Origin of the sequence: Paenibacillus sp. GCM10023250 (genome assembly GCF_042653205.1) — a bacterium.
Lineage (GTDB): Bacteria > Bacillota > Bacilli > Paenibacillales > Paenibacillaceae > Paenibacillus_Z.
The window spans coordinates 12,557-24,819 of record NZ_JBHSHY010000015.1; the positions used below are offsets into that span (position 1 = coordinate 12,557).

Sequence of the window (12,263 nt, forward strand, 5' to 3'; positions counted from 1 at the left end):
ATAATGATTGTGGCATTCATGGGGAAAGGGTGATGAAGGTGAGCGAGAGAGAGCCCGATTGGGCGGCCGAGCAGCTGCGCGTCGACGAGGTCGTCCGGCAGGTCGACCGGAGCATCGAAGCGCTGGAGCTGCAAACGTCCGATACGCACCTGGAAATGGTCGATATCCGCAAAAACTTCTGGGACGACGTGACCGTCAATTTCGAGGACTCGGCCGAGATGGCCGAGACGTTCGCGAGCTTGAAGCAGCAGGCGGAAATCCTCTCCGAGCGGGAACGCACGCATGGTCAAGCCGCCCGGCAGCTACAGACGCTGCGCAAGCTCAAGTCCTCGCCCTATTTCGGACGCATCGACTTTCTGGAGAACGGCGAGACGCAATCGGATCAGGTCTATCTCGGCATCGCCTCGCTGCGCGACCGGGCGGACGAAAACTATCTGATCTATGACTGGCGGGCGCCGATCGCGAGCTTATACTATGATTATCCGCCGGGGCCGGCCGAGCTGAAGACACCGTCCGGCGTCATCGCGGGCGAGCTGCTGCTGAAGCGTCAATTCGTCGTCCGGGAGGGCGATATCGTCAGCATGTTCGATACCGGCGTCACGATCGGCGATGAACTGCTGCAGGAGGTGCTCGGCCGTCAGTCGGACGCGCAGATGCGGAGCATCGTCGGGACGATCCAGCGGGAGCAGAACCGCATCATTCGCAACGAGCGGAGCCGCCTGCTTATCGTGCAGGGGGCCGCGGGAAGCGGGAAGACGTCCGCTGCGCTGCAGCGCGTCGCTTACCTGCTTTACCGCTTCAGGGGGACGCTGAACGCGGATCAGATCGTGCTGTTCTCGCCGAACCCGATGTTCAACAGCTACGTCTCGACGGTGCTGCCCGAGCTCGGCGAGGAGAACATGCAGCAGACGACGTTCCAGGACTACCTCGCGGCGCGCCTCGGCCATTCCTTCAAGCTGGAAAATCCGTACGCGCAGCTCGAATACGCTTTGCGCGCCGAGCTCGAGCCCGGTTACGCCTCCAGGATGGAAGGAATCCGCTATAAAGCGACGACGGGCTTCGTGCGGTTGATCGACGGCTTCCTGGGCGTGCTCGGCCGGGAAGGGCTCGTATTCCGCGACGTCCGGTTCCGCGAAGAGACGCTCGTGTCCGGCAGCGAGATCGGCGCACACTTCTATGGCCTGGACCGTTCGATCTCCGTACCGAACCGGGTGCGCCTGACGGCGGATTGGCTGCTGCGCTTATTGAAGGAACGCCAGAAGTCGGCGCTGTCGGAGCCATGGGTCGACGGTGCGTTCGAGCTTCTGGACAAGGAAACGTACCTGAAAGCCTACCAGACGCTGCGCCGCCAAAACCGGCAGCTGAAGGACGAATCCTTCGACGACTTCGACCGGGAGCGCGAGCTGCTCGGGCAATACGTCGTCATGGAGGCCGTCAAGCCGACGCGTTCGCGCATCAAGAAACTGACGTTCGTCGACGTGCGCTCGACGTTCCTGAAGCTCTTCCTCGATTCGGAGATGGCTGCGGCCGCGGCCGCTCAGGCTGGCATCGAGCTGCCCGAGCAGTGGGAAGCGATCTGCAAGGACACGATCGACCGGCTGCTCGTCAAGAAAATGGCTTACGAGGACGCGACGCCGTTCCTGTACGTCGTGGAGCGCATCCGCGGCTTCCAGACCAATACGTCGGTCCGGCACGTGCTGATCGACGAGGCGCAGGATTATACGGCGTTCCAATTCGCCTACCTGCAGCGGCTGTTCCCGTTCAGCCGGATTACGGCGCTCGGCGATTTGAACCAATCGATTCAGGCGCACGCCGCCGAAGAGGCGAGCACCGGCTTCACCGCGTTGGCGTCGCTCTACGCATCGGAAGAGACGGAGACGATCGTGCTGCGGCAGAGCTACCGCTCCACGCGGCCGATCGTGGAATTCACGAGCCGGCTCATCCCGGACGGCGACCGGATCGAGCCGTTCAACCGCGGCGGCGACAGGCCGGCGCTGACCGTCGCGGCCGACCCGGACACGCTGAACGGATTGATCGAAGAGCGGCTGATGAGCCTCGCGGCGCACGGCAACCGGACGATCGCGGTCATTTGCAAGACGGGCGCCCAGAGCAAGGCGGTCTACGAATCGCTGCGGGACCGCGTGCCGCTGCGGCTCGTGCAGTCGGAGACGTCGACGTTCGAACCGGGCATCGTCGTCATCCCGTCGTACTTGGCCAAGGGGGTCGAGTTCGACGCGGTGATCGTCTACGACGCGTCCGGCGAGCCTTCAGGCTACGGCAAGGAGAGCGAGCGCCGGCTTTTCTATACGGTGTGCACCCGCGCGATGCACGAGCTGCACCTGTTCGCGCTGGGCGCCGCAGGCCCGTTCCTTCGAGGCCCGATCGAGGATTATTACGACGCGGCCGGGCAGCAGGCGGATTTGCAGCCCAACGCAAACGGAATCATTGACAACGGAAAGAGGTAGACGTTATTTTATGGAAATCATGCGAGTCGATACGCCCCAACTATTAGAAGAAGCCATTGAAGTCCGGTTTACCGTCTTCGTCGAAGAGCAGAAGGTACCGCCCGAGGAAGAGCGGGATGAGTACGACGAGACGCCGGCCTCGTGCCATCATTTCGTCGTGAAGGATAACGGCAAAGCCATCGCGGCGGGCCGGTGGAAGGAATACGAGCCGGGCGTCGCGAAAATGCAGCGGATCGCCGTGCTGCTCCCGTACCGCGGCACGGGCGTCGGGCGGAAGCTGCTCTCGGCGATGGAGGAAGACGCCAAGGCGTCGGGCTACTCGGCCGCCGTGCTGGGCGCGCAGGTGACGGCGGAAGGCTTCTATCACAAGCTCGGCTACGTGACCGAGCCAGGCGACGTGTTCCTGGACGCGGGCATCCCGCATGTGAACATGCGCAAAGCCTTGTAAAACGAAGCTATCGAACGAAGGGGTGAACCGGCGCTGGCCGGTTTGCCCCTTTTTGCGCGGGAGGTCCTTCGGGACCTCTTTTTTCGGTCGTTTTCCGGCATGTTTCTGAAGATTCCGGTATGGCGGCTCCACGCAAGCTCTATTAGAGTGAGACATGTATGACGAGAACGCGCACATGCGAAGGAGATGACGATGATGAGAACGCTTTCGAAGATCGCGGCCGTGCTGCTGGCGGCCAGCTGCATCGGTTACGGTGCAGGCTCGCTTCCGACGCTGAAGGCCGATCCGGCGGAGGCGGACGGCGCCCGGCAGATCGTGCAGGCCGTCGAAACGGCGGCGGACGCGCCGATCGGCAGCTACGAAGCCGAAGCGTCCGGCAATCCGCTGACGGGCAACGCGTCAGCGGCCGACTGCGCGGCCTGCTCGGGCGGGAAGAAGGTCGGAGGGCTGTACCAAGGCAGCAGCATGCGCTTCACGGACATCGAAGCGACGGAGGCCGGCCAATACGACGTCGCGTTCGCCTACATTTCCGGCGACCCGCGCGGCGCCGACATTCGTGTCAACGGCGGTGCGCCGGAGCACTATGACTTCGCCAAGACCGCCGATTGGGACACGCTCGGCTCGAAGACGATCCGCATGACGCTGAAGCAGGGCGCCAATACGATCGATATATCCGACGGCGGCGGCTATGCGCCGGACTTCGACAAGATCGACGTCAAGCCCGCGAACGACGGCTTCGAAGCCGAGGATCCCGGGAATACGCTGACGGGCAATGCATCTGTGAACGATTGCGGCGGATGCTCGGGCGGCAAGAAGGTCGGCAACCTGTACCAGGGCGCCTCGCTGCAGTTCAACGGCATCCAGGTGCCGGCCGCGGGCAGCTACACGGTGACCGTGCACTACATTTCGGGCGACGCCCGCGCAGCCGACGTCAGCGTGAATGGCGGCGCGGCGCACAACATCCTGTTCCCGGCGACGGGGGATTGGAACACGACGGGCACGTACGCGTTCGCCGCGCAATTGAAGGCGGGCGACAACGCCATTCTGTTCTCCGACGGCGGCGGCTATGCGCCGGACTTCGATAAGCTCGTCGTCACCGTAGACGACGGCAGCGCGGTGCAGCCGTGCGAGCGCGCGGCCGAGACGCCGGCGCAGCCAGGCGCGAGCGTCGCGAGCAAGAAGGAGCAATCGATCACCGTCAAGCAATTTGCCGGCGCCGTGGTCGCGGATAACGGCAAATACGCCGTCACGGTCGATCTGAAGACGGGCTTAGCGTCCTACGCGTGGCAGGGCAAGACGGTCGCGAAGGGCGTCTACAGCAAGTTCGGCGATCAGGCCAGCAGCTGCTACGGCACGCATACGTTCGCGATGGCCGACGTGAAGCCGATCAAGGACGGCTTCGGCAAGGGAATCTCGCTTAAGATCGTGAACAAGCAGGAAGGACAGCCGGATTTGACGCAGATCTATCAGATCTACGCCGGCGAGACGTACTTCCTGACGCGGACGGAAGCGCAGGGCACGGCCCCGGTCGCGGCCAACCGGTTCGCGCCGGTCGTCACCAATACGGCCGGAGGCATCGACGCCGGTGTAGCGAGCGACGGCCGCGTGCTGACGGTGCCGTACGACAACGACATGTGGATCCGCTCCCAAGGCGTGCCGATCAATTCCTCCGACACGAGCTACGAAGTGTCCGCGGTCTACGACAACGCGAGCCGCAGCGGCCTCGTCGTCGGCTCCGTGACGCACGATACGTGGAAGACGGGCATCCGCTTCGCCGGCGCGGACAACAAGCTGAACGCGCTCGAGGTGTACGGCGGCGCCTCCTCCGCCAAGACGCACGATTCGCAGCCGCACGGGACGGTAACGGGCACGCTGGTGCGGTCGCCCATGGCGTTCGTCGGCTACTACGAAGACTATCGGACGGGCATGGAAGCCTACGGCAGGGCGAACGCGGTCATCGCGCCGCCGCTCGCATTCGGCAAGGACGTACCGCAAGGCGTGCCGGTCGGCTGGAACAGCTGGGCCGCTTACGAGAGCCGGCTGACGTTCCAGGACGTCATCGACACCTCGAATTTCATCAAGGCCAGCCTGCAGAAGCACGGCTTGAACAACGACGGCACGACGTATGTGAACATGGACTCGTATTGGGACAATCTGTCGGACGCCCAGCTGAAGGACGCGGTGGCGGCGATCAAGCGCAACGGGCAGAAGCCCGGCATTTATTGGGGGCCGTTCGTCTATTGGGGCGACAACATGGACCAGCCGGTCGAAGGCTCGGCGACGTACAAATACGGCGACATCATCCTGCGCGACGCGGAAGGCCGGCCGCTGCCGAAGCTCGACGGCGCGTACGCCATCGACCCGACGCATCCCGGCGCCAAGCAGAGGATGGATTACTACCTGAATAAATTCAAGCAGCTGGGCTTCGAATACATCAAGCTGGACTTCCTGACGCACGGCGCGCTCGAAGGGAAGCATTACGATCCGAACGTGCTGACGGGCACGCAGGCGTACAACCAAGGCATGGCCTACGTCGACAAGCTGGTCGCGGACCGGATGTTCATCAGCGAGTCGATCGCGCCGTTGTTCCCGAGCCAGTACGCGCACAGCCGCCGGATCGCGACCGACACGTTCGGCAGCATCTCCGACACGGAATTCGAGCTGAACGCGCTGACGTACGGCTGGTGGCAGAACGGGACGATCTATCATTACAACGATCCCGACCATATGGCGCTGACCCGCGCGGGCTCGCTCGAAGAGGCGCGTTCCCGCGTGAACTCCGCCGTCATCTCGGGCACCGTGTTCCTCGACTCCGACGACGTGCACGACGCGCGGGCGCAGGAATACATGAAGGCGCTCTTGACGAACAAGGCCGTGCTGGCGCTCGCGAAGAAGGGCGAATCCTTCCGGCCGGTCGAAGGCAACACGGGCGCGAGGGCGGCGGATGCGTTCGTGTTGAAGGATAAGAACACGTATTACTTGGCCGTGTTCAATTATGCCAAGACGGCGGCCGGCAAGACGATCGACCTGGCCCGGGCGGGCTTGAACGGCGCGGCGTCCTACAAGGCGACCGACCTGTGGACGAATGCCGTCTCGACCGCATCCGGCCAGCTGACGGTGCAGCTCGGCGCCGCGGAATCGAAGCTGTTCAAGCTGGAACCGGCAAAATAGACCGGATACGGGGAGAAGGCCGCGAAACGCATAGGCGCGACCGAAAGATCCGAGGGGGAATCGTCCCTCGGGTCTTCCTGCGTTACGGGTTGCGTAGGATTATAGCGGGCCGTTCAGCGGCATCCGCAGCTGGAACGTTTTGCAGATGCTGATCCGGCTGTAGATCCGGACGCCGTACGCGTCGCCGAATGTCATCCGGGTGCGCCGATCGACGTTAAGGGTGCCGTAGCCGCCGCTCGCAGCGCCGCCCGAGCCTCCCGGCAACGTCGCGTTCGCGGCGATGCTTATGCCCGCGCTGCAGGCGGGCCGAGATGAAAGCGGCGGGCGACGAGAGCATCGAGAAGGCGATCACGTACAATTACCAAACCCGCCTGGAGCGTGGAAATAACGGGGCAACGAAGGGGGGCTGCGAAGCTCCCTCTTATCCATCTATACGGAGGAGATGCGAAATGAAGAGTGAACAAACGCGGATCGCGGCGGCGATCGGAGAATCGGCGCTGACGATCGATAACGGCGCGCTGACGCTGACCGTGGACCTGGCCGCGGGCACGTACGGCGCCGTCTGGCGCGAGGGGGCGTCGCTGGCCGGCGCGGCGGCGGCGTTCCGGCTGGGCGGCCGGCTGCTGAGCACGGAGACGGATTACCGGACGCGCGCGATCGAAGGCGGAGCGGTCCGGGGCGTCGAGGACGCGTTAGGACGCGGCGTGCGGGCGACCGTCCGGCATGAGGCGGCGGGCTTGCCGATCGTCAGGCAGCATTTCACGGTGTACGAGGCGCAGCCGTGCTTCGTGGCGTCGTTCGAGCTGGAGGCGGCGGGCGGCGCGGAAGCGGCGGTGGCATCCAATTATATGGCGCCGCTGTCCGCAAGCTCCCCTGCCGGCGCGCTGTACGCGGGGCCGGACGGCGAACGGGAAGCGCTCGCGGTGCTGCGCGTGCCATTCGATAACGACAAGTGGGTGCGCTACGAAGCGGTCGCGCTGCCCGGCGCAGCGGCGAGCTACGAGGCGGCGGCCGTGTACGAGCCGGCGTCCCGCCGAGGCGTCGTGCTCGGCTCGATCCGCCACGACGCGTGGAAGACGGGGCTGACGCTCTCGAGCGGCAGCGCGACGGCCGTCGCGTCGATCGCCGTCTTCGGCGGCGCCGCCGACGAGCTGACGCGCGACAGCATCCCGCACGGCGCGCTGTCGGGCCGGTCGATCGCCTCGCCGGACATCTGGATCGGCGCTTATGCCGATTACCGCCGCGGCCTCGAGGCGTTCGGCCGGGCGAACGCGGCGATCGCCCCGGCGCTGCCGTGGACGCACGGCGTGCCGTTCGGCTGGAACAGCTGGTCCGCGGCCGCTGACAAGCTCGACTACGACCTGTACGCGTCAGCCTCGGATTTCCTGCGCGAGATGCGGGCACAGGGATTCCATAACGACGGCGTCCTCTATATCAACTTCGATTCGTTCTGGACGAACTTGACGCCGGAGGAGCTGGAGCGGGCGGTCGCCCGCGTCAAGAGCAACGGCCAGAAGGCGGGCATCTATTGGACGCCGTTCGCGTTCTGGGGCAAGGATACCGGCCGCGCCGTCGAAGGCACCGACGGCCGCTATACGTGCGGCGAGCTGCTGCTGCGCGACCGCGAAGGGCGGCTGCTGCCGGACCTCGACGGCGGGCTCGCGATCGACCCGACGCATCCGGGCAATCTGCAGCGGACCGCGTATCACCTGAACCGGTTCGTCGAATGGGGCTTCGACTACGTGAAGCTCGATTTTCTCGGACACGGGGCGCTGGAGGGCCGGCACTACGACGCGTCCGTGCAGACGGGCATTCAGGCGTACCATGTCGGCATGGATAATATCCGCATGCTGCTCGATCCGGTACGCATCGGCCGGCCGTTCCATATCAACCTGTCGATCGCGCCCCTCTTCCCGTCGATATACGGGCACAGCCGGCGCATCTCCTGCGACGCGTTCGGCCTGCTGTCGGACACGGAATACATGCTGAACGCGCTGACCGGCGCCTGGTGGGCGAACGATGCGCTGTACCGGTTCAACGATCCCGACCATACGGTGCTGTACAAGAGCTTCAACCAGGATCCGACAGGCCTCCATGAAGGGCGCAGCCGGCTCAACGCGTCGGTCGTCAGCGGCACGGTGCTGCTCCTGGGCGACGATTTCCGCAAGCCGGAAGCGCGCGAGCGGGCCTCCGAATGGCTGCCGAATGCGGAGGTGCTGGCGGTCGCCCAGCTCGGCCGGACGTTCGTGCCCGTGGAGGGGCATACCGGGTCAAGCGCGGCGGACGCGTTCCTGCTGGACATGGAAGAGGACGGGGCGCGCGTCGTGCTGCTCGCGGTATTCAACTTCGACAAGTCGTCGCCGGCGGTGAAGACGATTCCGCTCGGCCGCGTCGTGCCGGGCGGCGATGCCGTCGATTGGCAGGTCAAGGAGCTGTGGTCGGGCGCCGTCTCCGAAGCGCGCGGCGAGCTGAGGGTACCGCTCGAGGCCGCGGAATCAGTGCTGCTGAAGCTGACGGCGCGGTAATCGGGGAAGGTTGGCCGGCGACTGGCCGAACGGGGACGTTGATTCCGCGTTCGGCGGTTTCTCCCGGCGTGGAATGACGCTATAATGGGAGGTAACTTAAGGTGCGGGACGGTTGGACAAGCCGGCTTCATCCCGCACGCTGGCGCAAGGAGCAGAAACCGACATGGAACGATTCTCAAACGGCGGCGCGGCCGCCTGGAAGCGCTGGCTGCCCGTGCCGGCCTATCTCGCGCTGCTGGCGGCCGTATGGACGAACCGAGCGGCGCTGCTGGCCTGGATGCAGTCCGGCGACGCGTCGCCGCTGCTGATGCTGCTGCTCGTGACGGGCCTCGCGTTCGTGCCCGTAATCCCGTTCAGCGTTGTCATCGGCACGATGGGCTATCTGTACGGCGCGCTCGCCGGGGCACTGATCAGCCTGACTGGCGCCTGGCTGGCCGCCTTGGTCATGTACGGATTGTTCCGGTACGTGCTGCGCGGCCGAGTCCGCCGGCTGCTCGGCAAGCATCGCGCGACGGAACGGTGGACGGCGCTCGTCGAGCGTTATCCGTTCCGCGCGATCGTGCTGGCGCGGCTGCTGCCGGTCGTCCCCCAGCAGGCGGTGAACGTGTATGCCGCCGCTCTGCCGATTCCGTTCGCCGCGTACGCCTTAGCGTCACTGCTCGGGAAAATACCGGGGATGCTCGTCTTCGCCTTTATCGGCGGACAGATCGCGGGGGACCGGCAGTCGCTCGTCGCGGCGGCCTGCGTATACGCGGCATTTTTGCTTGCCGTGTATGCGGGCAACCGCGTCTGGGCTCGAATAGGCGAGCGCGGCCGGGCCGATTGAGCCGAACGAACGCGTTTTAGGAAGAAAAAAGGAAGGCTGAACTGCCAATTTTGGACAATTCGGCCTTTTTTTGTTTTCCAATATTTAGAATGCCGTTATAATGGGAGAGGACGCGCAAAGCGAGGTGAACGCGATGAAACGCATGCTGATGGGCGGCTTCCTGCTGATGGGCGGTATTCTGCTGTACGTCGGGACGGCCATTGCGGCGGCCGTCTATGCTTCGAATCTTACGTTCTGGGAGCCGGCGGCCGGGAGGTTCAGGACCGCGCTCCACGAGACGGGCGGCGCCTGGGCGCACGGGCTGGCGATCGGCCTCGCGGTGATCGGATTGGCCATTCTCGTCTATGAAAGCCGGTTATTACTAGGGATCATTCGCCGCTATTCCGGCGTAGTAAAAGAAAGAAACGCTGAATTCGACCGGAAGTATAAATGAGCCGGTTTGGCAGGAAGCGGGCAGGGGGACAGCGCATGAGGCGGATCACGAAATGGAGATCGCCAACGTAGACGCCGGCTGGGCACCCGCCCATTGCGAAGCTGCAACCTATTCATCGAAACGGGGGGATGACATGATGGAAGCCAAACCCGCCAGCTTGCCGGGCAGCGACTTGCCGGCCGGCTTGTCGAAGCCGGCGCAGCGCGCGCTGGCAAACGCGGGCTTGACCGGCCTGGCGCAGGTGGCCAAGCTGTCCGCCGGCGAGTTTCAAGCCTTGCACGGCATCGGGCCGAAAGCGGTCGGCTTGATTCGCGAAGCAATGGCCGTTAAGGGCTTGGCGTTCAAGGGCGAGGCATGACCGTGTTCGCGGAGGGGCCGCTGCACAACGCGGAACCGCGGCTTCCTGCCGCCAAGGCATCGTCCGGTTAGCGAAAGCGCCGATTGCCGGCGAATAACGTCAAGTAAGGGAGGCAACGCGGCATGCTGTTTAAGATCGTCGTCGTGGCGCTGCTGGCCGTCATCGTGCTTCAGTTGGCGGAAGTGCTTCATCGCCTGCCGCGCCGGAACTTGGCCAAGGAAGCGATGGAGCGCGACGGAATCTCTGGGAAGCCGGCAGCCGGACCGCGGGACAACGATTCATGACGAGTCTCCATTCACGCACCCCATTCTTTGCTGGAAAATTGTAACCCTTTTCAATGTATTGCCGTCTATGATATCGGCCTTGCTACGCAAGGACAACGCGATGGCCCCCGAGAAACGAGAGCGAAGGAGGCTTGGCCGGAAGGTCGAAGGCGCCGTCATTCGCTTGAACAGGCGCGGAACGTAATCTTGCTTGGGCGTGATCCGGTACAAGCCGATGGATAAAAAAGGAGGAGATCGTGCTGGCTGCATGGAATGCCATTCATTATCCGACCTTATCCGGCCCGGTCGATTGGGGACCGGTGACGGGACGCTTCGTGCGGGCCGATACCCCCGGGGACTTGTCGCTCGTCAGCAATGTCAGTCTCGTGCCGCATATCGGCGACCGCGTGGTCATGATTCGGTTGGATAACGGCCGCTGGGAGCTGCCCGGCGGCACGCTCGAGGAGGGCGAGCCGCATTCGGACGGCCTTCGGCGGGAATTGCTGGAAGAATTAGGCGCGGAGCTCGTGTCCGATTTTCAGGTATTCGGTTACTTCGATTGCCGTTCGAGCGCCCCGGCGCCGTACCGGCCGTACATACCGCATCCCCGGTTCCGCCGGCTCGTCGGGCACGGGGAGGTCGAATTGGTCGGGCTGCCGCTGAACCCTCCGGACGGCGAGCGGGTGGTCCTCGTGGAGCCGGTTCCGATCGACGAAGCGGTCCGGCGGTTTATGGAGGGCGGCAGGCAGGAATTGGCCGAACTGTACCGGCTGGGCCATGCACTTCGCAGGCTTGGCAGCCCAGGTGCGTAGCCCGATCGCTGTTTGCCGCGGCGCGCGATCAATCGGCGTCTAATCGAATGGCTGCAAGCCTGCCGTCCGCGTTTGCAAGAACGTGCATCACCTTGGTTTCGGCGCAAAACATCGGCGTTTCCTTATTTGACGTTCATCCGCGAAAGGGGAGATTGATCATGAAGTTGCGTCTGCTGCTGAAAGGAATCGGCATTTCCGCCGTTATGCCGTGGTTTGTCTACTTTATCGCGTTGGGGCTGCAAGCCCGTATGCAAAGCCAGCAAAGCGATTTTCAGTATCACGACAGTTATTTCCTGGTGCTGAACGTCGGCTGGAAGGGCTACGCGATCGGATTCGCCGTCTGCTTCGTGCTGCTGGCGATCGGTTATGCGTTATACATGGCCGCCAAGAAGGTGAAATCATGAGGGAGCCCGTCGTTATTATGCCGTTTGACGTGAACTGGCGGTCGGAATTCGCCGAGATCGGCGGAAGCTTGAGACGGGCGCTCGCGGACCGCGCGATGCGCATCGACCATATCGGGTCGACGTCGATCGCCGGCCTGGATGCCAAACCGGTCATTGACGTGCAAGTTTCCGTCCGCGCGTTTGCCGACGTCGAGGAGATATCCGCAACGCTGGCCGGTCTCGGGTACGTGCTGCGCGCCGATAATCCGGATCTGACGAAGCGGTATTATCGCGAATCGGAGGGCATGCGCCGGACGCATCTTCACGTTCGCGAGCATGGCAGCGTCTCGGAGCAGCTCGCGCTGCTGTTCCGCGATTACATCCGCGCGCATGCGCACGAGGCCAAGCGGTACGCCGCGATCAAGCATTCGCTCGCCAAATCGCATCGCCACGAGCGGGACCGCTATGTGGCAGAGAAGGATCCGTACATCTGGGACATCTTGCGAAGCGCGAGCAAGTGGAGCCAGCAAACCGGCTGGCGGCCCGGCGCTTCCGATATGTAGGCGGCCGAATCGGACC

At 64.1% G+C, this 12,263-nt stretch carries 11 protein-coding genes; all 11 read left to right on the top strand.

The features are described from left to right. The first annotated feature begins 32 nt into the window (after positions 1 to 32). The 11 genes from helD (at position 33) to ACFPB1_RS13915 (ending at position 12,247) form a co-directional block, all read left to right on the top strand. Positions 33 to 2,465, top strand: a complete 2,433-nt coding sequence (helD, locus tag ACFPB1_RS13865; protein ID WP_379226191.1) for an RNA polymerase recycling motor HelD — start codon at positions 33 to 35, stop codon at positions 2,463 to 2,465. Positions 2,466 to 2,475: 10 nt separating this feature from the next. Continuing rightward, complete coding sequence (locus ACFPB1_RS13870; protein ID WP_379226193.1) at positions 2,476 to 2,913, top strand: GNAT family N-acetyltransferase; 438 nt, start codon at positions 2,476 to 2,478, stop codon at positions 2,911 to 2,913. 192 nt (positions 2,914 to 3,105) lie between these two features. After that, positions 3,106 to 6,084 (top strand): carbohydrate-binding protein, encoded by a 2,979-nt coding sequence (locus ACFPB1_RS13875; RefSeq protein WP_379226195.1) that lies wholly within the window; start codon positions 3,106 to 3,108, stop codon positions 6,082 to 6,084. 449 nt (positions 6,085 to 6,533) lie between these two features. After that, positions 6,534 to 8,609: an alpha-galactosidase gene (locus ACFPB1_RS13880; protein WP_379226197.1), complete on the top strand. Its 2,076-nt coding sequence runs from the start codon at positions 6,534 to 6,536 to the stop codon at positions 8,607 to 8,609. A 163-nt stretch (positions 8,610 to 8,772) separates the two neighbouring features. Continuing rightward, the gene (locus ACFPB1_RS13885) at positions 8,773 to 9,435 is read left to right on the top strand and encodes a TVP38/TMEM64 family protein (RefSeq protein ID WP_379226199.1); all 663 of its coding nucleotides are present in this window, start codon (positions 8,773 to 8,775) and stop codon (positions 9,433 to 9,435) included. A 133-nt stretch (positions 9,436 to 9,568) separates the two neighbouring features. Next, positions 9,569 to 9,868, top strand: a complete 300-nt coding sequence (locus tag ACFPB1_RS13890) for a hypothetical protein (RefSeq protein WP_379226201.1) — start codon at positions 9,569 to 9,571, stop codon at positions 9,866 to 9,868. A gap of 133 nt (positions 9,869 to 10,001) precedes the next feature. Then, positions 10,002 to 10,226, top strand: a complete 225-nt coding sequence (locus tag ACFPB1_RS13895; RefSeq protein WP_379226203.1) for a hypothetical protein — start codon at positions 10,002 to 10,004, stop codon at positions 10,224 to 10,226. A gap of 122 nt (positions 10,227 to 10,348) precedes the next feature. Then, a complete protein-coding gene (locus tag ACFPB1_RS13900; protein ID WP_379226205.1) occupies positions 10,349 to 10,510 on the top strand; it encodes a hypothetical protein in 162 nt (53 codons plus the stop codon). A gap of 236 nt (positions 10,511 to 10,746) precedes the next feature. Continuing rightward, the gene (locus ACFPB1_RS13905; protein WP_379226206.1) at positions 10,747 to 11,301 is read left to right on the top strand and encodes an NUDIX domain-containing protein; all 555 of its coding nucleotides are present in this window, start codon (positions 10,747 to 10,749) and stop codon (positions 11,299 to 11,301) included. Positions 11,302 to 11,348: 47 nt separating this feature from the next. Then, the gene (locus ACFPB1_RS13910) at positions 11,349 to 11,705 is read left to right on the top strand and encodes a hypothetical protein (RefSeq protein ID WP_379226208.1); all 357 of its coding nucleotides are present in this window, start codon (positions 11,349 to 11,351) and stop codon (positions 11,703 to 11,705) included. Beyond that, positions 11,702 to 12,247, top strand: a complete 546-nt coding sequence (locus ACFPB1_RS13915) for a GrpB family protein (protein ID WP_379226210.1) — start codon at positions 11,702 to 11,704, stop codon at positions 12,245 to 12,247. Before ACFPB1_RS13910 ends, ACFPB1_RS13915 begins: the two co-directional genes overlap by 4 nt. Positions 12,248 to 12,263: the final 16 nt, after the last annotated feature.